This window comes from Ochrobactrum sp. PL_is501 (assembly GCF_055816895.1).
Genome location: NZ_JBVPGR010000036.1, coordinates 414,577 through 436,137, shown reverse-complemented (window position 1 = coordinate 436,137; position 21,561 = coordinate 414,577). Strand labels below are relative to the sequence as shown.

The following is a 21,561-nucleotide window of genomic DNA, read 5'->3' as shown; positions in this document are numbered from 1 at the left end:
GCAGGCGTGGGATTGTTCTGGAACAAGAAAGCCGACGGGCCGCAAGCCGCATCGCAGAATGTGAACGCACCATCCGATGTCGCGGGTGCCATGCCCGGCCAGCCGGGTAAATCGGCGCGTCTCAAGGGAACGCTGGTGGCGCGCGGTCTTTGCAAGAGCTATCGTGGACGGCAGGTCGTCAATGGCGTGTCGTTCGGCGTGCGTGCGGGCGAGGCAGTCGGCATTCTGGGTCCGAACGGTGCAGGCAAGACCACCTGTTTCTATATGGTGACCGGCCTTGTTCCGGCTGATGCAGGCTCCATCGAGATCGACGGTTTCGATGTCACATCGATGCCGATGTATCGCCGTTCCCGTCTTGGCATCGGCTATCTGCCGCAGGAAGCCTCCATTTTTCGCGGCCTCTCGGTGGAAAACAACATCAAGGCCGTGCTGGAAGTGGTGGAAAAGGATCGTTCCAAGCGCGCCTCCGAGCTGGATGCGCTTCTGGAAGAGTTTCACATCGCTCATTTGCGCAAGGCACCCGCCATTTCGCTTTCCGGCGGTGAGCGCCGCCGTCTCGAAATTGCGCGCGCGCTTGCCTCGCGCCCGAACTTCATGCTGCTCGATGAGCCTTTTGCTGGCGTCGATCCGATTGCCGTTTCGGATATCCAGCAGCTTGTCCGTCATCTGACGAGCCGCGGCATCGGCGTGTTGATTACCGACCATAATGTGCGTGAAACGCTCGGCCTTATCGACCGCGCCTACATTATTCACGCCGGTCAGGTGCTGACGCATGGCCGTCCCGCTGAGATTGTCGCCAACCCGGATGTGCGCAGGCTTTATCTCGGCGATCAGTTCACTCTTTAAAGCGCCATTGATCTGAATAAATTCAGATCCCCGCTCCAGATTCTCCCGTTGTAAGCATCATTGGCGGGCGCGAAATAGGCGTGCGTGCCATGATTCGCGCCGCTTCTACCGCGACTAATTTCCCTTTTGCTCGGAAAGCGCGCATTCTGAATTGACAAGCAAGGTTCATACCAGTTTTCATTCAGCCTGGCCGGAACAAGTGGTTCTTGGCGGTGGGCAAGGGTGAAACAGGGGAGATAACGCGTTCCATGGCTTTGTCGCCCAAGCTCGATTTTCGTCAATCTCAATCGCTGGTCATGACCCCCCAGCTAATGCAGTCGATCAAACTGCTGCAGATGACGCATGTTGAGCTTGAACAGTTTCTCGACGGTGAAATCGAAAGAAACCCGCTGCTGGACCGAATTGAGGCAGCAAATGATGATTTTTCGAGCGCGGACCCTGTGCCGGAAGGTGCCGAAACGGGCGGAGACGAGCTCGCATCCGACGACATGTCTGACGGCGACTGGTTCAAAACGGATGCTTCGGACGATGCCGAAAATCTCGCATCCACTTTCGACAGTTCGCTTGAGAACATCTTCCCCGACGATCCGGGACGTTTTGACGAAGTCGGCCCCGATCTGGCTGCGCAATGGAAATCGTCAACCGGCGACGGATATGTTGCGGGCGGCGGTTATGACATTGATCAGGTCACGGCAAGCCGGGTTTCACTGAGCGAGCACGTGGCGGAACAGATTACGCTGACTTTTTCCGGTGTGACAGACCGGTTCATCGCGACAGCGCTCGCCGACGCGCTGGATGAGAGCGGCTATCTGCGTGTCGACATTGTCGGGCTCGCCCAGAATCTGGGCGTGGAAACGGCAGAGGTCGAACATATTCTTGGTATCGTGCAAACCTTTGATCCGCCCGGTCTTTTTGCCCGCGACCTGCGGGAGTGCCTGGCAATCCAGCTGCGCCTCAAGGACCGTTTCGATCCGGCCATGGAAGCTTTGATCGACAATCTCGATCTTCTGGCGCGGCGGGATTTCGCAACGCTCAAGAAGCTGTGCGGCGTCGATCAGGCCGATATTCTCGATATGCTGACCGAAATCCGCATGCTTGATCCGAAGCCGGGTGCTTTGTTTGAAATTTCCGTCGCCGATGCCATCGTGCCGGATGCACTGGTGACGCCCTCGCGTGACGGTGGCTGGGCTATCGAACTCAATCCAGCCGCGATGCCCCGTCTCATCGTCAACAATGAATATTATGCGGAGGTAAGCGCTTCCGTGAAGGCCGAGGAAAAAGCGTTTCTCTCGGATTGCATGCAGACGGCGAACTGGCTCATGCGCAGCCTCGACCAGCGCGCGCGAACAATCCTCAAGGTTACGCAGGAAATCGTCCGGCAGCAGGACGCCTTTCTGCGCCACGGGGTGACCCATTTGAAGCCGCTCAATCTGCGCATTGTCGCCGATGCTGTCGGCATGCATGAATCGACCATCAGCCGCGTGACCGCGAACAAGTTCATGGCCACGCCGCGCGGCGTGTTTGAACTGCGTTATTTCTTTACCGCCTCCATCGCTTCGTCGGAGGGCGGCGACGCCCATTCGTCTGAAAGCGTGCGCCATCGTATCCGCCAGATGATTGACGCCGAAGCGCCCGAAGACGTGCTTTCTGATGACGCCATCGTGGATGCGCTGAAGAAGGACGGTGTGGATATCGCGCGAAGAACCGTCGCAAAATATAGGGAATCGATGAATATTGCTTCATCAGTTCAGCGCAGGCGTGAAAAGAAGGCGAGATTGTCAGCTTCCTGAATGTGAAAGTCAGAGCGCTTCCGCTCATTGCGGCATGAAGAGATTGTTATAAATCACAGATTGTGCCTTCGGGGTTTTGTACCCGTATTCCAATAGGGCGATGGCTCTAAAATTTTGGATTTGCAGCTTCCTTGTTTCAGAAAAATTCGACGTCGATTTCTGAGAAGAACCGCATAGCAGGATGATCAGCTGGCAGGAGGAGCAATTGACAAGCGCCAATTCACCCAATAGAAGCCCCGCTCGCGCGGCGAGCCTGGTCGGGGACCCTTTGTTTTCCGGGTTTCGCAACGAGCCGTCAGCGCGGGCGTGCGGGCGGTAAAACAATTGCGTTTTACGACGCAAGCCGCGTCGAGGCAGAATTGAAGCATGGTTCCCAATAGCGAAACCGATTGGGAGGAAGGCGTGGATTTGGTGTTTCCAGCAAATGCTTTTTTGCAGGAAACGTCTGATAATCCGTAATTTCTGGAAGAAATTGCGGTGGTGCATATGTTTGAAGAAAGGCAGCGTGACGTGCCGGGAAAATCCAGGCAACAGACCGGCTGGTGGCGCGTTACGTAAAAGAGCGGTGTGCGGCAACCATCCCGGTGAGGGGCTATCGATTGGCGCAGCTACGACTTCCAAGGCTTTTCGGAAGGTGTTTCAACACCTCGCCGGAAAGTGCGCCTGAGAAGGGGGCTTGCTCCGTGAATCCGATTGGAAAAACGCACAGGACGAAAAGCATCTTTGATGCTGGTTCGCTTTGCGCTTCGCTCGCCTTGTGATTAGACTGAGTCCTGTGGTGTAACGCAAATGAGGTGTGCCAAATGACTCTGCGTGTATCTGGAAAGCATATGGACGTCGGTGAAGCTTTCACAACCCGGATCGTTGATCGGGTGAACGAAGCTGTCGGCAAATATTTCGATCATGGCTTTTCCGGACAGGTTACGGTCACCAAGTCCGGTTCGCGTTACAGTGCAGATTGCACCTTGCACCTCGATAGCGGTGCAACCTTGCAAAGCACTGGCGACGCACAGGATCCACAGCTGGCTTTTGAAGCGGCTGCGGACAAGATCGAAACCCGCCTTCGCCGCTATAAGCGCCGTCTGAAGTCGCGCCCGGCTACACAGCCAGATGCGATCTATGATGACGTTGCATATCGTGTTATGGCACCCCTGTCGGAGGAAGAGGAGGATCTTCCGGCGGATTATGCGCCGACTATCGTTGCGGAATCGTCCGTCGCCCTGCGCACCATGTCGGTGGCGTCGGCGGTCGTGGAGCTGGATCTGATCGAGAATCCGGTTCTGGTATTCCGCAATGCCGGCAATGATGAAGTTAACATCGTCTACCGTCGCGCGGACGGCAACATCGGCTGGGTCGATCCATCAATGGTCACCCGCCAGGCCGCGCCACGCGCCTGACGGCAAACCTGAAGCGCACGCAGCGGATCGCGACTAGGCGGCCGCGTGCGCTTCCCAAAACCGGGCCGTGACGGCCTGATTGAAGAAGGAACGGAGAGAATGGATCTTAGTGATCTGATTCAGCCAGGGGCGATTATCCCTGCGCTGAAAGCCAGCTCCAAAAAGCAGCTTTTGCAGATTCTGTCTGAAAAGGCTGCGGAACTGACCGGTCTCCCTGAGCGTGAAGTTTTCGAAACAATTCTCCAGCGTGAGCGCCTCGGTTCCACCGGGGTAGGGAACGGCGTCGCCATCCCGCACGGCAAGCTGGCGAACATCAACAAAATAGCCGGAATCTTCGCCCGTCTGGAAACCCCGGTCGATTTCGAGGCTCTGGACGATCAACCCGTCGATCTTGTTTTTCTGCTTCTCGCGCCGGAAAATGCCGGCGCGGATCATCTGAAGGCTCTCTCGCGCATAGCCCGCATGCTGCGCGATGCCGACACTGTTGCCAAATTGCGCGGTACGCATGACGCGCAGGCACTTTATTCATTCCTGACGGCTCAGCCCGCTTCCAACGCAGCCTGAGTTCAATAGAGCATTTCCAGCAAAGGTGCGAAGCGGTTTTGCGTCGGAAAATGCGCAACAGATAGATAGAGCGGTTCAGACGTTTCATTTAAACAGGGACCGGTCTCTTTTATCGAAAAAAACCGCCGTTCAGCTCGAACGGCGGTTTTTCTTGTTCGCTTGCGGAAACAATTTGCGCAAGGAAGGGAATACTCCCAGCAGAACCATGCGGAGAGGCGATACCGGCGATGGCCGATATCGCATCAAACCTTAGTGCAGCATCACGGTGCGCAGTTCGTGGTCTTGCGCGCCCTGCAGCGCGGTAGCGCGAACATCGGAAAGCACGATCGGTTCGCCACTGGCGCCGAAGAGCGCCCAGAGTTCGAGGCCCGGCTCGATCGGTGGGAGGGCAGGGAAGCTGCGGGCAAGGTCATCTGAACGGATCTTGCGCACATAGGCAACTTCACCTTCGCCGAGATGGGCGAATTCGTTTTCGGTGAATATGTGTCTGTTCATGGTCTTAGCCTCCATTTTGTCGGCATGTCATTTGCGACCATGCCGCATCAGAGCTTCACATTTTCAATATAGCGCTGTTGTGCTGAACAAAAACTGAACAGGTTCAGTCTTTCACCGCTATGTTGATTCGCTTGATCAGCCGCTCGGGTTCCGGACGGTCGAGATCGATGGCCAGAAGGCCGTTTTTCAGATCGCAACCGAGAACCCGCATGCCGTCCGCCAGAACGAAAACGCGCTGGAATTGTCGGGCAGCGATGCCGCGATGCAGAAATTCGCGCTCGGTATCGTCGGTCTGGCGTCCGCGGATGACGAGCTGGTTGTCTTCCGTCATGACTTCGAGGTCATCGCTGGAGAAGCCGGCTACCGCCAAGGTGATGCGCAGGCGTTCGGAGCCCGTCTCGCCGCGCAGGCGTTCAATATTGTAGGGCGGATAACCGTCGCCGGATTTCGCGATCCGTTCCAGCGTCTTTTCCATCGTGTCGAATCCGAGCAGCAGAGGGCTCGAAAACGGTGTCATTCTTGTCATTGCATCAGTCCTTGATGAGAAGCGACCGTTATGAAGAGAACCCTTACGGCGTTTCTCTTCGCTCTCTGATATGGCTTGTGAAAAGCCCGACTTCAAGGGCCAATCCGGATTCCTTCGCTTCAGGGTAAAACGAAGTCCAGCTGCAAGATACCCGGCAATATTAAGGTGCTGCTAAAGCGCATCCCGAAAAGATGTCCGTAAAAAACAAACGGTTGGAGCGCCGATCTGATTTCAATCAGATCGAAGCGCGCTCTATCGACGAGCTTCTGAAAGCGCTGCGCCAAAAGCTGTTGCGAAGCTTTCACGATCATCGGGATTGAGGAACTTGCCGATGGCGACGCTCTTCTCGCGGCTTTCGACGCTCATGCCGGTGATCCCTATGTCCGGTTTTCGCGCGACCTCGAACCTTGTCCAGAACGGATTGAAGCGATGGGCGGTCATCTTGCCGGACGCCGCATATTTGCGAATATGCAGGGCTGAGCGCGACACGGAGATTTCCTCGCGGGCGCGGGCGGCGTGGTAATTCCAGCGAAAAGCCAGATAAATCAGCAGGACATCAAGGCCGAAAAAACCGAAGATCGGCCAGGCACCGATGGACCAGAAGAGAATGCCGACGAACATCCAGCAACCAATCAGGGCGCCCATCAGGACGGTAAAGCCCGTCCGCCCCAGCGACCGATAGGGGGTGAGCAGGGCTTCGAAAATGGGTTTGTCGAACCGGTCGGGTTCCGCGCCGTCTGGATGGTGCATCGTTTTCAGATCATCTCGCAACCCCGCAATGGGCCTGCGTCAAGCTGCTGATTGTTTTGTCGATCAAGATGCCATTATAGAGACGGAATGGAAAAGGCCAAAATCAAATCGCCCGTGAACGCTTCTCCTGCCGCGCCCCGCCAGCGTCGTGTGCGGGGCACGCTTTATACGGCAGACGAGATTCACGAGATATTTCGCCGCTTTTCCATCCAGAGGCCGGAGCCGAAGGGCGAGCTTGAGCACGTGAATGCCTTTACGCTTCTCGTCGCCGTCGTTTTGTCGGCACAGGCCACCGATGCGGGTGTCAACAAGGCCACGCGCGGCCTCTTTGCCGTCGCCGATACGCCGCAGAAAATGCTGGCGCTCGGCGAGGAGAAGGTCGGCGATTATATCCGCACCATCGGCCTTTGGCGCAACAAGGCGAAGAACGTCATCCTCTTGTCGGAAGCATTGATCCGCGATCATGGCGGTGAAGTTCCCGGCGATCGGGACGAACTGGTGAAGCTGCCGGGCGTGGGCCGCAAGACGGCCAATGTGGTGCTGAACATGGCTTTTGGCCAGCCGACTATGGCGGTGGACACGCATATTCTGCGCATCGGCAACCGGATCGGTCTTGCGCCTGGAAAAACCCCGGAAGCTGTTGAAGCCATTCTGGTGCGGGTCATTCCGGCGGAATACATGCTGCACGCGCATCACTGGCTGATCCTGCACGGGCGCTATACCTGCAAGGCGCGCAAGCCGGAATGCGAGAAATGCGTGATTGCCGATATCTGCAAATATCCGGCGAAAACCTGCGATGTGCCTGCGCCGCTTATCCCCTTGCCGCCGCAGGAGTAAGTCGGGCTTCGCGCTGCGAGATGGCTTTATGCAGATGGACCATCATCGTGGCGGCGAAAAGCGGCGTCAGAAGGTTGACGATGGGGATCGCCATGAAGCCTGCAATCAGCAATCCGGCCAGAAAGACCGTCACGCCATAATGTGACCTGAGCGCCTTCGCTTCCGCTTCGGATCGATAGCGCATGGCCGCAAACTCGAAAAATTCCCGTCCGAGCAGATAGGCGTTGATGACGAAGAATGCGATCAGGTTGACGCCGGGTATGAACAGCATCAGCAAGGCAACAATATTGCCGAGGATGACGATACCCAGAAATTTCAGCGAAACGATGATGGAACGGCCGGTTGGCAAGGGCGTGCCGGGAGGATCGTTCGGATAGTCTTCGCGCTCGACCACTTCTGCGACATCATCGAGAAAGAGACCTGCCACAAGTGCGGTGACGGGTGCAATCATCAATGCCAGCACAAGAGCCAGGCCGAGCCCCGCGACTATGGCCGCGACAATGCCGAGCCAACCGGCCCAATCCGGCATGCCGGGCAATATCTGCGCCATCCACGGCCAGGCAAGGGTAAAAAAGATTTGACGGATCGCCGCCCAGAGGCCGACCAGCAGCAAAAGCGTCAATCCGAGCGTCTTCCAGAAAGCCGCGCGCAATTCCGGCGTGGTCAGGCGTTTCAGGGCTTTCAGAGCAGCTTCCAAGATCATTTTCGACCCAATTCCGACTGTGGACGAAGATGCAAATAAGTACGGCTTCGCCCCGGTACAAGCTGCACTACCCACAATGCGGAAGCGTGGCAGGGTAGCCAAAGGGGTTGCAAACGGCTAAACCCGCACGCACATGACTGCCGCATATCGGCCTGAAGCATGTCGCGGAAAGTGATGGCGATCTGTTTCTGGCGACAGGAGACTAATCAGAAGGGGAGCTTCTCGCGCTCATGGCCACATTCGACGTTCTTTGCATCGGCAACGCCATTGTCGATATTCTTTCACGCACCGATGACGCATTTCTGGAAACGAATGGTATCGTCAAAGGCGCGATGAACCTGATCGATGCGGAGCGTGCGGAACTGCTCTATAACCGGATCGCGGGGCCAGCGACGGAAATGTCCGGCGGCAGCGCCGGAAATACGGCAGCAGGCGTGGCGAGCCTCGGCGGACGCTCTGCCTATTTCGGCAAGGTCGCGACCGATCATCTGGGCCGTGTTTTCGCGCATGATATCCGCGCACAGGGCGTTGCCTTCGATACGCGCCCGTTGGAAAACGGATCGCCGACGGCGCGCTCGATGATTTTCGTGACGCCGGACGGCGAGCGCTCGATGAACACCTATCTCGGCGCTTGCGTGGAACTGGGGCCGGAAGACGTGGAAACCTCCAAGGTGTCCGATGCGAAGGTGACCTATTTCGAAGGCTATCTGTGGGACCCGCCGCGTGCCAAGGAAGCCATCGTCATGGCCTCGAAGATCGCGCATGAGAAAAATCGCCAGATGGCGATGACGCTTTCCGATCCATTCTGTGTCGACCGGTATCGCGAGGAATTTCTGCAGTTGATGCGCACGCGCACGGTCGATATCGTCTTTGCCAATGAGGATGAGGCCAAGTCGCTCTATAAGACAAAGTCGCTTGAAACGGCGATTGCCTCCATGCGCATGGATTGCGCGCTTTCAATCATCACCCGTTCGGAAAAAGGCGCCGTCGTGGTCACGCCTGACCAGACCTTGACGGTTCCCGCCATCGAAATCGATGCCTTGGTCGACACGACCGGGGCAGGCGATCTTTACGCCGCCGGTTTCCTTTACGGCTATACGAACGACCGCTCGCTTGAAGATTGCGCGCGCCTCGGTTCACTGGCGGCGGGTCTTATCATCCAGCAGATGGGGCCGCGTCCGCAGCTCAGCCTGCAGGCGGCTGCAAGCCAGGCAGGGCTTGTATAAAACTATTCAGGCCTGATGATCCGGTCGCGCTGAAGCTCTTCTTCGGTGCGTCCGGGGCGGCTTTTATAGACCGGCAGTGTCCAGCCGAAATAAAGTGCGCCGCCACGAATGACAAAGGCGGTCAATGCGGCTGCGATTGCACATATGGCTGGCTCGACATGCAGCCCGGCGAGCAGAACGTAAAGACATGCGCCCGCGAGCGAAGCCGTGACATAGATTTCACGGCGCATCAGCACGGAAGGCTCGCCAGCCACCATATCGCGCAAGATTCCGCCGAGCGTAGCCGTGGAAATGCCGGTCACGATGGCGACGGAGGGTCCGAAGCCGAGCGCCATCCCCTTGGCGGCACCCAATACCGTGTAGGCCGCCATGCCGATGGCGTCGAGCCAGAGCAGGACGCGATAACGCGATTCGACCATATGCGCGGTGAAATAGACAAAAATCGCTGCCAGTGTTCCCGCCAGCAGATAAGAGGGTTCGACAACCCAGAAAACCGGGGCGCCAAGCACGAGATCGCGCAATGTTCCGCCGCCAATGCCGGTGATATTGGCGAGGAAAAGAAAGCCGATAATGTCGAGCTGGCGACGCGAAGCGGCAAGAGCACCAGTCGCAGCGAAAACGAAAACGCCCGCGAAGTTCAAAAACTCAGGAATCGTCACGCTGCGGGTCTCCTCCAGATATACGGTGATAATTTTTCACCGGTGCGCCCCAATAGCAATATGCAAGTTATTCCAAGGCGCTGAGACGCTCTATTTCCTTGTTTTACGCATTATCCTGCGCAAAACCGCTTCGCGCTTATGGTATTCTGCTCAGTCGTCGCACCGGCTGAACTTGGCAGCATTGCAAACCGGATGGCCGATATGAAAAGAGCGGCAGACAAAGCCGCCGCTCTCGTCTCATCGGTTAGTGATTGAAATCAGGCATCGCTCTCGGGAGCGGCAGCGCCATTATCGGCTGTTGCCTTCGGGCCGCCCTTCGAAACACCAACCATGGCCGGGCGCAGAACCCGGTCGCCAATGGCATAACCATCCTGCACGACCTGAACGACGGTGTTGTTCGGCAGATCCGGATTCGGCACTTCAAACATGGCCTGATGGAAATTCGGGTCGAACTTCTGGCCTTCCGGTTCCAGTTTCTTGACGCCGTGACGCTCCAGGGCGAGCAGCATGGCGCGTTTGGTCATTTCGACGCCGTCGGCGAGCGACTTCAGGCTGGCATCGGTTTCGAGAGCATCGGCAGGGATAGCCTCAAGCGCGCGGCCAAGATTGTCGGAAACCGAAAGCATGTCGCGGGCAAAATTGGTCACGGCATAGGTGCGCGCGTCCTGCACATCCCGCTGGGTGCGCTTGCGCAGGTTTTCCATTTCGGCGGCAGCGCGCAAAAGCTGGTCCTTCAGCTCGCCATTATCCGCTTCGAGCATGGCAATCCGGTTGGCGGTTTCATCCACTTCCGCTTCGGCTTCATCCTCGGCAGCTTCCGCACGGGCTTCGGCTTTGCGCGCCTTCAGAAAATCGTCGGCGGCACGGCTCAGCGCCTCGCGATCCCGGGGATTGTTGATATCGCGCTGCTCAAGATCGGGGTTCTGGGATTTGTTTTTTTCGTCAGCCATCATGCTACTTCCGTCTTGAATATCTTCTGGGGCGGATATCGAGTTTCATGTCGATAAAATCAAGGTCTATTTTCAGGGCCTTGGTTTGTCCCGGCACGTCTGACAGTTACCGCAACAGCCGGGATACGATTTGGGCGGTATAGTCCACCATCGGGACGATCCGCGCATAATTGAGCCGTGTGGGGCCGATTACCCCCAGGGCACCAATAACCCTTTGCTCGCTGTCGCGATAGGGGGCGACCACCAGCGACGAGCCGGAAAGCGAGAAAAGCTTGTTCTCCGAGCCGATAAAGATGCGCACCCCTGATCCGGCCTCGGCAAGATCGAGAAGCTGGACCATGCCGTCCTTGGTCTCCAGATCATCGAACAGATGGCGCAGGCGCTCTATGTCTTCCTGCGCATGGATGTTTTCCAGAAGGTTGGCGCGCCCGCGCACAATCAGCCGTGCCGGTTGATCGGTTCCAGCGCCGCTCCACACCGCCAGCCCCTGGGCGACCAGTTCCTGCGACAGCTGGTCGAGTTCCTGCCGCGTTTCTTCCGTCAGCTTTTTCAGCTCCGCCTTGGCTTCGGAAAGCGTGTGACCGTGAATATGCGCATTGAGAAAATTCGACGCTTCGACAAGCTGCGAGTTGCTGATGCCGGCGGGCAGGCTGACGACGCGGTTTTCGACATCGCCATTCTGCATGACCAGCACCGCAAGCGCCCGGGTCGGCTCCAGGCGAACAAATTCGATATGTTTCAGCGCACCTTCCGCCTTGGTGGCCAGCACGAGGCCAGCGCCGCGCGACAGGCCGGAAAGAACCTGACTTGCTTCGGTAAGCACGCTTTCGACCGAATTGTTTGTGCCGGCGGAACGAACCTGCGCTTCAATGGAGGAGCGTTCCTCCGGCGGTAGGTCGCCCACTTCCAGAAATGCATCGACAAAAAAGCGCAGTCCGATCTGCGTCGGCAGGCGTCCGGCTGAAACATGCGGCGCATAGATCAGGCCCAGATGCTCCAGATCGCTCATGACATTGCGGATGGTCGCAGGCGAAAGCGTGTGCGGCAGCAATCGCGACAGGTTGCGAGAGCCGAGCGGATCGCCATCGTTCAGATAGGTTTCCACAATCAGCCTGAAAATATCGCGCGAACGCTGGTCGAGCGAACTCAAAAGCTGGTGTTCCGGCGTTTTCATCATAATATGGTCGCGAACTCTAGAAATAGGACACGACAAATATAAGGGCGCAAGCCAAAGCGTCAAAGGCTTTAGATCCATCCTGACAGGCATCTCAACATCTGTGTCGGTTTTTCGGGGCAGATGGCTTTCTATTTGTGCGCGGGGGGCCTAAAAAGTCGCACCGGAAAAATTGAATCGAGGAATTCCCTAATGCGTCCATCCAAGCGTGCAGCCGACGAAATGCGCGCCGTCTCGTTCGAGCGCGGCATCTCCAAACATGCGGAAGGCTCCTGCCTCGTCAAGTTTGGCGACACGCACGTCTTGTGCACGGCGAGCCTTGAGGAAAAGGTGCCGGGCTGGATGCGCAATACGGGCAAGGGCTGGGTCACGGCGGAATATGGCATGCTGCCGCGTTCGACCGGCGACCGCATGCGCCGCGAAGCCGCCGCTGGCAAGCAGGGCGGGCGCACGCAGGAAATCCAGCGCCTGATCGGACGAAGCCTCCGCGCCGTTGTCGACATGCAGGCGCTCGGCGAAGTGCAGATCACGGTCGACTGCGACGTTATTCAGGCCGATGGCGGCACCCGCACGGCGGCAATCACCGGCGGTTGGGTGGCGCTTCATGAATGCCTGCGCTGGATGGAAGCGCGCCAGATGGTGCGTGTCGAAAAGGTCCTGAAAGACCATATTGCTGCGATTTCGTGCGGTATCTACGAGGGCGTGCCTGTGCTCGACCTGGACTATGCCGAAGATTCCGTCGCCGAAACGGACAGCAATTTCGTGATGACCGGCAAGGGCGGGATCGTTGAAATTCAGGGAACGGCGGAAGGCGCGCCTTTTTCGGAAGAAGAGTTCGCCAGCCTGATGAAGCTTGCACGCGGCGGCATCGATCGTCTTGTGTCCTTGCAGAAAATGGCGGTGGCTTAAGCTATTTGCAGCCGAACAGGACGACTTTTGGAACAGGCTCTGATAGGACAGTACCTGCTCCATCTCAATGAGGAGACCTGATCCATGCGTGCCGCCCGCATTCTTGAAACCGCGCTCTATGTCCGCGACGTCGCCGAGGCGATGGAGTTCTATCAGGGAACGATGGGGCTGGAGCCGGTTGGGAAAGTCAGCGACCGCAACGCTTTCTTCCGCTGCGGCGAAGGCATATTGCTTCTCTTCAAGGCGGAAGAAACCTTGAAGCCGCCATTGCCCGATCATCTGCCCGTGCCAACGCATGGCACGACGGGGCCGGGTCATGTATGTTTTGCCGCAAGCCGCGCCGAGATCGACGGCTGGCGGAAACATCTGGAACAACATGGCGTCGCCATTGAGGCCGAGTTCGATTGGCCCAACGGCGCGCATTCGATCTATTTCCGTGATCCATCCGGCAATTCGCTGGAGATCGCTGAACCGAAATTATGGGCTAGAGCATGATCCCGAAAAGTGGGAACCGGTTTTCGGAAAAGATTATGCGATGTTAAAACAGGTCATGAAAATGAGAACGCTGGAAAAGGGCAAGCTGATCGTTGCCTCGCACAATGCAGGCAAGCTCAAGGAATTTGACGGGCTGATCGGCCCGTTCGGTTTCGAGGTCAGCTCTGTTGCCGCTCTCGGTCTTCCTGAACCCGATGAAACGGGCACGACATTTGAGGAAAACGCCTATATCAAGGCGCTTGCTGCGGCAGAAGCCACCGGCCTGCCCGCCTTGTCCGACGATTCCGGCATGATGGTCGATGCGCTTGACGGCGATCCCGGCGTCTACACCGCAAACTGGGCCGAGACCGAGGACGGTACGCGCGATTTCGACATGGCGATGCAGAAGGTCGAGAACCTGCTGCGGGAAAAGGGCGCCGTTGAACCGCAGCAGCGCAAGGCACGCTTCGTGTCGGTCATCTGCCTTGCCTGGCCGGATGGCGAGGCGGAATATTTCCGGGGTGAAGTTGAGGGCACGATGGTCTGGCCGCCGCGCGGCACGACCGGCTTCGGTTTCGATCCGATTTTCCTGCCCGATGGCTATGAAAAGACCTTTGGCGAAATGACCGCCGATGAAAAGCATGGCTGGAAACCGGGCGACGCTTCGGCCCTGTCGCACCGGGCGCGTGCCTTCAAGCTTTTTGCCGAAAAAGCGCTCGACGTGGAGCAGGCCTCCGCAAAATGAACAAGCTGTTTCCCCCTTTGCAGGAAAAAAATGCTGCCAGCGCGATCCCTATTGCGCGGGTAAACGGGGAAAATGCATTTGGCGTTTATGTGCATTGGCCGTTCTGCCTGGCCAAATGCCCTTATTGCGACTTCAACAGCCATGTCCGTCACAAGCCGGTGGATCAGGCGCGTTTTTCCGAAGCGTTCCGGCGCGAAATGGAAACGCTGCGCGAACGCACCGGGCCGCGTACCGTCACCAGCATTTTTCTGGGCGGCGGCACGCCATCGCTGATGCAGCCCGAAACGGTGGGCGCGCTGCTCGACAGCATTGCCTCGCATTGGTCTGTTGCGCCGGACATCGAAGTGACGCTTGAGGCCAACCCGACCAGCGTGGAGGCCGACCGTTTTCGCGGCTATCGCGCTGCGGGCGTCAACCGCGTGTCGCTCGGCATTCAGGCGCTTAACGATCCCGATCTGCGCCGTCTCGGGCGCATGCATTCGGTGGAAGAGGCAAAAGCGGCCATTCGCCTGGCGCGCGAGATTTTCCCGCGCCTGTCCTTCGATCTGATTTATGCGCGCCCGAACCAAACCATTGAGGCCTGGCGCGAGGAGTTGAAGGAAGCAATCGGGCTCGCCGCCGATCATCTGTCGCTCTATCAGCTGACGATCGAGGAAGGCACGCAGTTCTATAATCTCTGGAAGGCGGGCAAGCTGACGACGCCTGAGCCGGATCACGCCGCAGCGCTTTATGAGGAAACGCAAAGGGTGACGGCGGAGCATGGTCTTCCCGCCTATGAGATTTCCAACCATGCGGTGCCGGGGCGCGAGTCGCAGCACAATCTCGTCTATTGGCGCTATGGGCAATATGTCGGCATCGGTCCGGGCGCGCACGGGCGCTTCGTGGAAAACGATGTACGCACCGTGACCATGACCGAAAAACACCCGGAAACCTGGCTGGACAAGGTTGAACGCAGTGGCCACGGCATTATCGAGGAAGAATATCTCGATGGCGGGCAGGAAGGCGACGAGTTCCTGATGATGGGACTGCGCTTGCGCGAAGGGATCGATCTTGCCCGTTATGAGCGGCTTTCCGGCCATGCAATAGACGAGAAGCGACTGGCGAAGTTGATTGCCGAAGGCATGATCGAGCCGATGGGCGGCAGCATCATTCGCGCAACGCCGGACGGTGCGCTGGTGCTGGATGCGCTGGTCGCTGATCTCGCGGCATAAAGGATAAGCAATGACTGATGATACGGGCGAGGGGCGGCGGGAATATGTGGTGGGCGGCACGACAATGCGCGCCCGGCCGCTGGAGCCCGCACTTTACATCGTCTCTACGCCGATCGGCAATCTTGGCGACATGACGTTGCGCGGGATCGAAACGCTGGCTTCCGTCGATATTCTGGCCTGTGAAGATACACGCGTGACCCGTGTTCTTCTCGACCGTTATGGCATTTCTCGCCGTCCGATCAGCTATCACGAACACAACGCCGCCGAGGCTGGAGAAAAGCTGATTGCGGCGCTGACGGCGGGTAAAAGCGTTGCGCTGGTGTCCGATGCAGGGACGCCGCTCGTTTCCGATCCGGGCTTTCGTCTGGTCGGTGAAGCGCGCGAGGCGGGTATTCGGGTTGTCCCCATTCCAGGCGCTTCCGCCGTTCTGGCAGCCCTTGCCGCTTCAGGCCTTCCGACCGACGCCTTCATGTTCTGCGGTTTCCTGCCGTCCAAACATGGCCAACGGCTGTCGAAGCTTGAAAGCTTGAAAGCAATTGATGCCACGCTGGTATTCTACGAGTCGCCCAACCGTACCGCTGCAACACTGGCCGACATGGCTGCTGCTTTCGGAGCGGAGCGCGCAGGCGCGCTCTGCCGTGAATTGACCAAAGCCTATGAAACCGTTGTCACGGCATCGCTTGGTGAACTTGCGGCCCGGTTCGACGGTGAGGATCGTATTCGCGGTGAGGTCGTGCTGCTGGTCGGCCCGCCAGCCGGCGATGCTGTTCCGCAAAGCGAGGAAGATATCGACAGGCTGCTTCTGTCGCTTGCCGCTGAACTGCCGCCATCCAAGGCCGCAGGCGAGGCGGCGCGCATGACCGGCGGTCAGAAATCGGTTCTCTATCAGCGCCTCATGCAGCTGAAATCGGAGCAGCGATGACCGATCTCCGCGAGAAAAAGCGAACTGCTTTCTTTCGCGGACACAGCGCCGAACGCATGGCCGCTCTGGTGCTACTTCTGAAAGGTTTTCGCATTGTCGCGCGGCGCTATCGGACACGGCTCGGCGAAATCGATCTGATCGCCCGGCGCGGCAATCTGGTGCTCATCGTCGAGGTCAAGGCGCGGCGCAGTCTGGAAGCCGCGCACCTCGCCGTCACGCCTGAGGCCATGCACCGCATCGAAGCCGCCGCCGATCTCTGGCTGCAACGCCAGCCCGATCATGCCCGCTTGTCGCTGCGTTTCGATCTGATTGCAGTATTGCCGCGACGATGGCCGAAGCATGTTCCTGCATTCTTCACGAGCGGCAATTACTTATAAGTCTATGTAAATCCTATAAAAATTGTAGGGTATATTCACCCTGCTTTCGGGAATGAAAATCCTGCAATTGCCTGATTTGAGAAAAAGTGATGCGCGGCGAGATTTTCGCACGCAAGCCCGTTTCTTATAAAATTACGCCGCTCAAAGGATAATGGCGCCATCTTAAAAGGATGGTGCTCATGTCTTTTTCGCAAAAGCGTCTGCTGGCTGACTTTCCTGCCTTCTTCCGGGTGTCGGAAGAGGTGGTTGTCGTCGTCGGCGGCGGCGAGGAAGCACTCAACAAGGCGCGCCTTGTGGCGCAGACGTCCGCACGCCTTCGCATCGTGGCCGAAGAAACGGAACATCATCTGGCTGAGTTCATCGCAAGCCATGATGTGGAGCATGTGGCGGCACCTTTTGCATCGGAACATGTTGAAGGTGCAAAGCTTGTTTTCGTGGCAACCGGCGATGAAGCGCAGGATTGCGCCGTTGCCGCCATGGTGAAGGCCGAGAGGGTTCCGGTCAATGTCGTTGACCGTCCGGCACTTTGCGATTTCCTGACGCCAGCCATCGTCAACCGTGCGCCGCTGACGATTGCAATTGGTTCCGAAGGCACGGCCCCGGTCCTGGCGCAGATGGTGCGCGCGCGCATTGATGCCGCCTTTTCGCCGCGTCTTGGCGAGCTTGCGCATTTTGCCGAAAGCTGGCGTCCACGGGTCGAACGTGCGCTGCCGAAAGGTCTGGCGCGCCGCAGCTTCTGGCGCGGGTTCTTTTCAGGCCGTGTTGCCAGCGCCATTGAAAATGGTGATCGCGCCGAAGCTTATAAGGCTGCGAGCGACCTGATCGAGCAGCGGGACAATGCCGCCGGTTATGTCTGGCTGGTCGGCGCCGGTCCGGGCGCGGAAGACCTGCTGACGCTTCGCGCGCACCGCGCGTTGATGGAAGCCGATGTCATCGTGCATGATGCGCTGGTGCCGGAAGGTGTCATCGCCATGGGTCGTCGTGACGCCGAGCGCCTTGCCGTCGGCAAGCGCAAGGGCTGCCATTCCAAGAGCCAGGAAGAGATCAACCGCCTGCTGGTTTCACTCGGGCGGCAGGGCAAGCGCGTTGTGCGGCTGAAATCTGGCGATCCGCTGGTGTTCGGACGCGCAGGCGAGGAAATGGCGGCATTGCGTGCCGCCGGTATCGGGTTCGAAATCGTGCCCGGCATCACCTCGGCCTTTGCCGCCGCTGCCGATATGGAGCTGCCGCTGACGCTGCGGGGTGTCGCGTCGTCGCTGGTGTTCACGACCGGCCATGACATGACGGGCGACGTGCTGCCGGGCTGGGCAAAGCTCGCCGTCTCCGGCGCGACCATCGCCGTGTATATGGGCTCGACCGTCGCCGCATCGGTAGCCGCACGCCTGATTGGTGCGGGACTGCATGAAGATACCGCCGTGGCTGTGGTGGAAAATGCGAGCCGGCAGGACAAGCGCCTGTTTCACGGCACGCTCAAGGATTTGCCGGATCTGGAAAGCCGCAAGGAGCTTTCCGGCCCGGTCATGGTGATCATTGGCGACGCGGTCGCCGGTGCCGCAATCGACAAAGCCGAAGCGCTGGCCCTCAAGCCGGTTTCCGTCGCAGCCTGAACCCGTGGATGCGGGTAACAAAAGTTTGGAGTTTGGAAATGATCGTAAAAGTTCTCACTGCAAACCGGCTGATCGACGGACAGGCTGTGTGGCTCGGCGCCGATGGCTCCTGGCAGGAAACCATCGACGGCGCGCTGGTGGCCCGTCACGCGGAGGCCGTCGAGGCTCTTGAAGATGCGGGCAAGGTGGCTGCGAAAGCCAATCTGGTCGTCGATGTGAATGTGATCGATGTCGAGGAGCGCGCGGAGGGGCTTTATCCCATCCGCCTTCGCGAGCGCATCCGCCTTTCCGGCCCGACCATCGTGACCTTCGGCGATTTGCCTCTCGACAAGCCTGAATTGAAGCGCGCCTCGTAATATCTGTTGACGCATTTCCGGACGCAAAACCGGTTCCCACTTTCGCTGGAAATGCTCTGAAACCGGACCTAGCCTATGTATCGTTATGATGAATTCGACCGCGATTTCGTTGCGGCCCGTGTTGCCCAGTTCAAGGATCAGGTCGAGCGCCGACTGTCGGGCGAACTGACGGAAGAACAGTTCCGTCCGCTGCGCCTGATGAATGGCCTTTATCTGCAATTGCATGCCTATATGCTGCGGGTGGCCGTCCCTTATGGCACGCTGTCGAGCCGCCAGTTGCGCAAGCTTGGCCACATTGCGCGCGTCTACGACCGCGGCTTCGGCCATTTCACCACGCGCCAGAACATCCAGTATAACTGGCCTGCATTGAAGGATGTCCCGCGCATTCTGGAAGAGCTGGCGGAAGTCGAAATGCATGCCATCCAGACCTCCGGCAATTGCATTCGCAACGTGACCGCCGACCATTTCGCAGGCGCAGCCAGCGACGAAGTGGCCGATCCGCGCCCCTTCGCGGAAATCCTGCGGCAATGGTCTTCGCTGCATCCGGAATTTTCCTATCTGCCGCGCAAGTTCAAGATCGCCATTGTCGGCTCGGAGCATGATCGTGCCGCCATTCAGGTGCATGACATCGGCTTGCAGCTGAAGAAGAACGAGGCGGGCGATCTGGGTCTTGCTGTCTATATCGGCGGCGGTCAGGGCCGCACGCCGATGGTGGCCAAGAAAATCCGCGACTTCCTGCCTATCGAGGACATGCTGACCTATGTGACGGCGATTGTCCGCGTCTACAATCTGCATGGCCGCCGCGACAACAAGTATAAGGCACGCATCAAGATCCTCGTCCATGAAACCGGTGTCGAGGAACTGACCCGCGAGATTGATGCCGAGTGGGAAGAAATCCGTCATGGCGAGCTGAAGCTGCCGCAGCGCGATATCGACGCCATCGAAAGCTATTTCCGCATGCCGAACCTGCCGCAACGGCCGGAAGGCTGGGAAGTGCTGGCGGTGACGCAAAAGGCCGATCCGCAATTTGCAAGCTGGGTGGCGCGCAATGTCACGCCGCACAAGCATCCGGATTATGCCGTCGTCACCATTTCACTCAAACCCATTGGCGGCATTCCGGGCGATGCGAGCGCGGAACAGATGGAGTTGGTAGCCGATATTGCGGCAACCTATTCCTTCGATGAAATCCGCGTCAGCCACGAGCAGAATCTGGTTCTGCCGCATGTGGCCAAGGCCGATCTCGCAGCCGTCTACGATCTCTTGCAATCGGATGGTCTGGTGACGCCGAATGCCGGTCTCATCACCGACATCATCGCTTGCCCCGGCCTCGACTATTGCGCCCTTGCCAATGCGCGCTCCATCCCGGTGGCGCAGCGCATTTCCGAACGTTTTGGCGACCAGCAGCGCCAGCTTGAAATCGGCGATCTCAAGATCAAGATTTCCGGCTGCATCAATGCCTGCGGCCACCATCATGTCGGCCATATCGGCATTCTGGGCGTCGAGAAGAAGGGTGAGGAACTCTATCAGATCACGCTTGGCGGCTCGGCGGATGAACAGTCGGCCATTGGCGAAATCACCGGTCGCGGCTTCTCGTCGGAAGATGTGGTGGATGCCATTGAAACGGTGGTCGACACCTATCTCGCCTTGCGCGAAAGCCCGGATGAGACCTTCCTCGCCGCCTATCGCCGCGTCGGCATGGAGCCGTTCAAACGCGCGCTTTATGGAGAAATCAGCCGTGCAGCTTGATGCTGAACAAAGCGCTGCCGCCGAAGCCCGCCTTCTGGAGGTGAGCCACGGCGCATCTACCCCGCAGGAAGTGATCGCGCTCGCCACGCGTGAACTCTACGGGGGGCAGATCGCGGTTGTGTCTTCCTTCGGCGCGGAATCGGCAGTGCTTCTGCACATGATTTCGGAAATCGATCCCGCGACCCCGGTTCTTTTCCTCGACACGGGCAAGCATTTCCGGGCAACGCTCGATTATCGTCACGATCTGGTGGACCGGCTGGGATTGACGGATGTGCAGGACATTCTGCCCGTTGAGGAAAGCCTTAAAAGCGAAGACCCGTTCGGCGCTTTGTCCATGACCGACAAGGATCGCTGCTGCTTCATCCGCAAGGTCGAGCCGATGGCGCGCGCCGTTGCGCCCTATCGCGCGTGGATGACGGGGCGCAAGCAGTTTCAGGCATCGACCCGCGAGAGCCTGCCGGTTTTTGAGGCCGTGGGGCCGCGTATCCGTATCAATCCGCTGGCGCGCTGGCAGGCGGCGGACCTCAAGGCCTATGCCGAAAAGTACGATCTGCCGCCGCATCCTCTGGTCGCGCAGGGCTATCGCTCCATTGGCTGCATGCCTTGCACGCGACCTGTAGGCGAGGGCGAAGATCAGCGGGCAGGCCGGTGGGCTGGATCGGAAAAGACAGAATGCGGCATCCACCTGTCGGGTCTGTCGGATAGCTTGAAGAATTTGGAAGCAGGGGACCGGAAATGAGCGATATCAACGAAACCAAACTCTGGTCTGCCGATGGCTTTCGCGAAGACGACTATGTCTTTGCCGACGATCTCGAGGCGGCGGGCGATGCGCCTGCGATCATCATTCCGCTGGCCATCTGGCTCGGTCTGGATGAGGAGCGCCGCCGCGTCTCCAACCGCCGCATTGGCGTGACGGTCGCGCCCGGCGAAGCCATCGATCCGCTTCTGGACGATCTGGGCAGCATTCCGTTGATCGCCTTGCAGTTTCCGGCTTTCAATGACGGTCGCTCTTATTCCAAGGCCGAGATTTTGCGCCGCGAAGGTTTTGCAGGCGAGTTGCGCGCCGTTGGCGATGTGCTGATCGATCAGGCCGCGCTAATGCTGCGCACCGGCTTTGACAGCCTTCAGGTGACGAACAAGGTTGCGCAGACGCGTCTTCATGAAAATCGTCTTGTCGATACACCCGGCTATTATCAGCCGGGACGCGGTTCTGTGCCGGAAGAAGGCGGTTTCGCCTGGCGGCGGGTGAAGGCCGGTTAAGCATTTCCCTTAAATTTGTCATTTGTCTACGCGCTTT

The 21,561-nt window shown here is 58.4% G+C and carries 25 protein-coding genes; 17 read left to right on the top strand and 8 right to left on the bottom strand.

Annotation, left to right across the window (positions count from 1 at the left end; genetic code table 11):
* Positions 1–6 precede the first annotated feature (6 nt).
* Both lptB and rpoN read left to right on the top strand, forming a co-directional pair.
* A complete protein-coding gene (gene lptB / locus AC0TOF_RS15450) occupies positions 7–846 on the top strand; it encodes an LPS export ABC transporter ATP-binding protein (RefSeq protein WP_122003061.1) in 840 nt (279 codons plus the stop codon).
* Between the two features lie 248 nt (positions 847–1,094).
* Positions 1,095–2,636, top strand: a complete 1,542-nt coding sequence (rpoN, locus tag AC0TOF_RS15445) for an RNA polymerase factor sigma-54 (RefSeq protein WP_473768907.1) — start codon at positions 1,095–1,097, stop codon at positions 2,634–2,636.
* 24 nt (positions 2,637–2,660) lie between these two features.
* Here rpoN and AC0TOF_RS15440 read toward each other — a convergent pair whose 3' ends face one another.
* A complete protein-coding gene (locus tag AC0TOF_RS15440; protein WP_473768906.1) occupies positions 2,661–3,257 on the bottom strand; it encodes a hypothetical protein in 597 nt (198 codons plus the stop codon).
* A 182-nt stretch (positions 3,258–3,439) separates the two neighbouring features.
* Here AC0TOF_RS15440 and hpf point away from each other — a divergent pair, with 182 nt between their 5' ends.
* Both hpf and ptsN read left to right on the top strand, forming a co-directional pair.
* Positions 3,440–4,033, top strand: a complete 594-nt coding sequence (hpf, locus tag AC0TOF_RS15435; RefSeq protein WP_105540902.1) for a ribosome hibernation-promoting factor, HPF/YfiA family — start codon at positions 3,440–3,442, stop codon at positions 4,031–4,033.
* A 99-nt stretch (positions 4,034–4,132) separates the two neighbouring features.
* A complete protein-coding gene (ptsN, locus tag AC0TOF_RS15430) occupies positions 4,133–4,597 on the top strand; it encodes a PTS IIA-like nitrogen regulatory protein PtsN (RefSeq protein ID WP_006465889.1) in 465 nt (154 codons plus the stop codon).
* Between the two features lie 249 nt (positions 4,598–4,846).
* On the opposite strand, the gene AC0TOF_RS15425 is transcribed toward ptsN, so the two are convergent.
* From AC0TOF_RS15425 to AC0TOF_RS15415, 3 genes are all read right to left on the bottom strand, one after another.
* Positions 4,847–5,092, bottom strand: coding sequence for a BQ00720 family protein (locus AC0TOF_RS15425; protein ID WP_010658006.1), 246 nt, complete (start codon positions 5,090–5,092; stop codon positions 4,847–4,849).
* Positions 5,093–5,195: 103 nt separating this feature from the next.
* Positions 5,196–5,618, bottom strand: coding sequence for an Hsp20 family protein (locus tag AC0TOF_RS15420; protein ID WP_006470903.1), 423 nt, complete (start codon positions 5,616–5,618; stop codon positions 5,196–5,198).
* A gap of 252 nt (positions 5,619–5,870) precedes the next feature.
* Positions 5,871–6,368, bottom strand: a complete 498-nt coding sequence (locus AC0TOF_RS15415) for a DUF2244 domain-containing protein (RefSeq protein WP_122003063.1) — start codon at positions 6,366–6,368, stop codon at positions 5,871–5,873.
* An 87-nt stretch (positions 6,369–6,455) separates the two neighbouring features.
* On the opposite strand from AC0TOF_RS15415, the gene nth reads away from it, so the two are divergent.
* Positions 6,456–7,205, top strand: a complete 750-nt coding sequence (nth, locus tag AC0TOF_RS15410) for an endonuclease III (RefSeq protein ID WP_473768905.1) — start codon at positions 6,456–6,458, stop codon at positions 7,203–7,205.
* On the opposite strand, the gene AC0TOF_RS15405 is transcribed toward nth, so the two are convergent.
* Positions 7,180–7,908: a sulfate transporter family protein gene (locus AC0TOF_RS15405; RefSeq protein WP_473768904.1), complete on the bottom strand. Its 729-nt coding sequence runs from the start codon at positions 7,906–7,908 to the stop codon at positions 7,180–7,182. The genes nth and AC0TOF_RS15405 overlap by 26 nt on opposite strands.
* A gap of 230 nt (positions 7,909–8,138) precedes the next feature.
* Between AC0TOF_RS15405 and AC0TOF_RS15400 the strand changes: the two genes are divergently transcribed.
* A complete protein-coding gene (locus AC0TOF_RS15400) occupies positions 8,139–9,134 on the top strand; it encodes an adenosine kinase (RefSeq protein ID WP_122003066.1) in 996 nt (331 codons plus the stop codon).
* A 2-nt stretch (positions 9,135–9,136) separates the two neighbouring features.
* On the opposite strand, the gene AC0TOF_RS15395 is transcribed toward AC0TOF_RS15400, so the two are convergent.
* From AC0TOF_RS15395 to hrcA, 3 genes are all read right to left on the bottom strand, one after another.
* Entirely contained in the window at positions 9,137–9,793 is a 657-nt protein-coding gene (locus AC0TOF_RS15395) for a trimeric intracellular cation channel family protein (protein ID WP_122003067.1), read from the bottom strand.
* 257 nt (positions 9,794–10,050) lie between these two features.
* On the bottom strand, positions 10,051–10,743 hold the full coding sequence (grpE, locus tag AC0TOF_RS15390) for a nucleotide exchange factor GrpE (RefSeq protein ID WP_122003133.1): 693 nt from the start codon (positions 10,741–10,743) through the stop codon (positions 10,051–10,053).
* Positions 10,744–10,849: 106 nt separating this feature from the next.
* Complete coding sequence (gene hrcA, locus AC0TOF_RS15385) at positions 10,850–11,920, bottom strand: heat-inducible transcriptional repressor HrcA (RefSeq protein ID WP_122003068.1); 1,071 nt, start codon at positions 11,918–11,920, stop codon at positions 10,850–10,852.
* Between the two features lie 189 nt (positions 11,921–12,109).
* Between hrcA and rph the strand changes: the two genes are divergently transcribed.
* The 11 genes from rph to AC0TOF_RS15330 all read left to right on the top strand — a co-directional run bounded on the left by rph (position 12,110) and on the right by AC0TOF_RS15330 (position 21,524).
* Entirely contained in the window at positions 12,110–12,826 is a 717-nt protein-coding gene (rph, locus tag AC0TOF_RS15380; RefSeq protein ID WP_122003069.1) for a ribonuclease PH, read from the top strand.
* 84 nt (positions 12,827–12,910) lie between these two features.
* A complete protein-coding gene (locus AC0TOF_RS15375; RefSeq protein WP_473768903.1) occupies positions 12,911–13,321 on the top strand; it encodes a VOC family protein in 411 nt (136 codons plus the stop codon).
* Positions 13,322–13,382: 61 nt separating this feature from the next.
* Positions 13,383–14,045 (top strand): RdgB/HAM1 family non-canonical purine NTP pyrophosphatase, encoded by a 663-nt coding sequence (gene rdgB, locus AC0TOF_RS15370; protein WP_473768902.1) that lies wholly within the window; start codon positions 13,383–13,385, stop codon positions 14,043–14,045.
* Positions 14,042–15,256 carry a radical SAM family heme chaperone HemW gene (gene hemW / locus AC0TOF_RS15365; RefSeq protein ID WP_122003071.1) on the top strand — a complete coding sequence of 405 codons (1,215 nt, stop codon included), beginning with the start codon at positions 14,042–14,044 and terminating at the stop codon, positions 15,254–15,256. The genes rdgB and hemW overlap by 4 nt, the downstream gene beginning before the upstream one ends.
* Before the next feature lie 10 nt (positions 15,257–15,266).
* Complete coding sequence (gene rsmI / locus AC0TOF_RS15360; RefSeq protein WP_473768901.1) at positions 15,267–16,178, top strand: 16S rRNA (cytidine(1402)-2'-O)-methyltransferase; 912 nt, start codon at positions 15,267–15,269, stop codon at positions 16,176–16,178.
* A complete protein-coding gene (locus AC0TOF_RS15355; RefSeq protein WP_473768900.1) occupies positions 16,175–16,555 on the top strand; it encodes a YraN family protein in 381 nt (126 codons plus the stop codon). Before rsmI ends, AC0TOF_RS15355 begins: the two co-directional genes overlap by 4 nt.
* A gap of 170 nt (positions 16,556–16,725) precedes the next feature.
* Positions 16,726–18,162 carry a siroheme synthase CysG gene (gene cysG / locus AC0TOF_RS15350; RefSeq protein WP_473768899.1) on the top strand — a complete coding sequence of 479 codons (1,437 nt, stop codon included), beginning with the start codon at positions 16,726–16,728 and terminating at the stop codon, positions 18,160–18,162.
* Positions 18,163–18,200: 38 nt separating this feature from the next.
* On the top strand, positions 18,201–18,518 hold the full coding sequence (locus AC0TOF_RS15345) for a DUF2849 domain-containing protein (protein ID WP_122003075.1): 318 nt from the start codon (positions 18,201–18,203) through the stop codon (positions 18,516–18,518).
* A gap of 75 nt (positions 18,519–18,593) precedes the next feature.
* Positions 18,594–20,264, top strand: coding sequence for a nitrite/sulfite reductase (locus tag AC0TOF_RS15340; protein WP_122003076.1), 1,671 nt, complete (start codon positions 18,594–18,596; stop codon positions 20,262–20,264).
* Positions 20,239–21,003, top strand: coding sequence for a phosphoadenylyl-sulfate reductase (locus AC0TOF_RS15335; protein WP_473768898.1), 765 nt, complete (start codon positions 20,239–20,241; stop codon positions 21,001–21,003). The genes AC0TOF_RS15340 and AC0TOF_RS15335 overlap by 26 nt, the downstream gene beginning before the upstream one ends.
* Positions 21,000–21,524: a DUF934 domain-containing protein gene (locus AC0TOF_RS15330; RefSeq protein ID WP_473768897.1), complete on the top strand. Its 525-nt coding sequence runs from the start codon at positions 21,000–21,002 to the stop codon at positions 21,522–21,524. Before AC0TOF_RS15335 ends, AC0TOF_RS15330 begins: the two co-directional genes overlap by 4 nt.
* Positions 21,525–21,561: the final 37 nt, after the last annotated feature.

Excerpts from the sequence above, each read along its gene's own strand:
- rpoN (WP_473768907.1), top strand. The coding sequence starts at position 1,095 with ATGGCTTTGTCGCCCAAGCTCGATTTTCGTCAATCTCAATCGCTGGTC.
- hpf (WP_105540902.1), top strand. The coding sequence starts at position 3,440 with ATGACTCTGCGTGTATCTGGAAAGCATATGGACGTCGGTGAAGCTTTC.
- ptsN (WP_006465889.1), top strand. The coding sequence starts at position 4,133 with ATGGATCTTAGTGATCTGATTCAGCCAGGGGCGATTATCCCTGCGCTG.
- AC0TOF_RS15425 (WP_010658006.1), bottom strand. The coding sequence starts at position 5,092 with ATGAACAGACACATATTCACCGAAAACGAATTCGCCCATCTCGGCGAA.
- AC0TOF_RS15420 (WP_006470903.1), bottom strand. The coding sequence starts at position 5,618 with ATGACAAGAATGACACCGTTTTCGAGCCCTCTGCTGCTCGGATTCGAC.
- AC0TOF_RS15415 (WP_122003063.1), bottom strand. The coding sequence starts at position 6,368 with ATGCACCATCCAGACGGCGCGGAACCCGACCGGTTCGACAAACCCATT.
- nth (WP_473768905.1), top strand. The coding sequence starts at position 6,456 with ATGGAAAAGGCCAAAATCAAATCGCCCGTGAACGCTTCTCCTGCCGCG.
- AC0TOF_RS15405 (WP_473768904.1), bottom strand. The coding sequence starts at position 7,908 with ATGATCTTGGAAGCTGCTCTGAAAGCCCTGAAACGCCTGACCACGCCG.
- AC0TOF_RS15400 (WP_122003066.1), top strand. The coding sequence starts at position 8,139 with ATGGCCACATTCGACGTTCTTTGCATCGGCAACGCCATTGTCGATATT.
- grpE (WP_122003133.1), bottom strand. The coding sequence starts at position 10,743 with ATGGCTGACGAAAAAAACAAATCCCAGAACCCCGATCTTGAGCAGCGC.
- hrcA (WP_122003068.1), bottom strand. The coding sequence starts at position 11,920 with ATGATGAAAACGCCGGAACACCAGCTTTTGAGTTCGCTCGACCAGCGT.
- rph (WP_122003069.1), top strand. The coding sequence starts at position 12,110 with ATGCGTCCATCCAAGCGTGCAGCCGACGAAATGCGCGCCGTCTCGTTC.
- AC0TOF_RS15375 (WP_473768903.1), top strand. The coding sequence starts at position 12,911 with ATGCGTGCCGCCCGCATTCTTGAAACCGCGCTCTATGTCCGCGACGTC.
- rdgB (WP_473768902.1), top strand. The coding sequence starts at position 13,383 with ATGAGAACGCTGGAAAAGGGCAAGCTGATCGTTGCCTCGCACAATGCA.
- hemW (WP_122003071.1), top strand. The coding sequence starts at position 14,042 with ATGAACAAGCTGTTTCCCCCTTTGCAGGAAAAAAATGCTGCCAGCGCG.
- rsmI (WP_473768901.1), top strand. The coding sequence starts at position 15,267 with ATGACTGATGATACGGGCGAGGGGCGGCGGGAATATGTGGTGGGCGGC.
- AC0TOF_RS15355 (WP_473768900.1), top strand. The coding sequence starts at position 16,175 with ATGACCGATCTCCGCGAGAAAAAGCGAACTGCTTTCTTTCGCGGACAC.
- cysG (WP_473768899.1), top strand. The coding sequence starts at position 16,726 with ATGGTGCTCATGTCTTTTTCGCAAAAGCGTCTGCTGGCTGACTTTCCT.
- AC0TOF_RS15345 (WP_122003075.1), top strand. The coding sequence starts at position 18,201 with ATGATCGTAAAAGTTCTCACTGCAAACCGGCTGATCGACGGACAGGCT.
- AC0TOF_RS15340 (WP_122003076.1), top strand. The coding sequence starts at position 18,594 with ATGTATCGTTATGATGAATTCGACCGCGATTTCGTTGCGGCCCGTGTT.
- AC0TOF_RS15335 (WP_473768898.1), top strand. The coding sequence starts at position 20,239 with ATGGAGAAATCAGCCGTGCAGCTTGATGCTGAACAAAGCGCTGCCGCC.
- AC0TOF_RS15330 (WP_473768897.1), top strand. The coding sequence starts at position 21,000 with ATGAGCGATATCAACGAAACCAAACTCTGGTCTGCCGATGGCTTTCGC.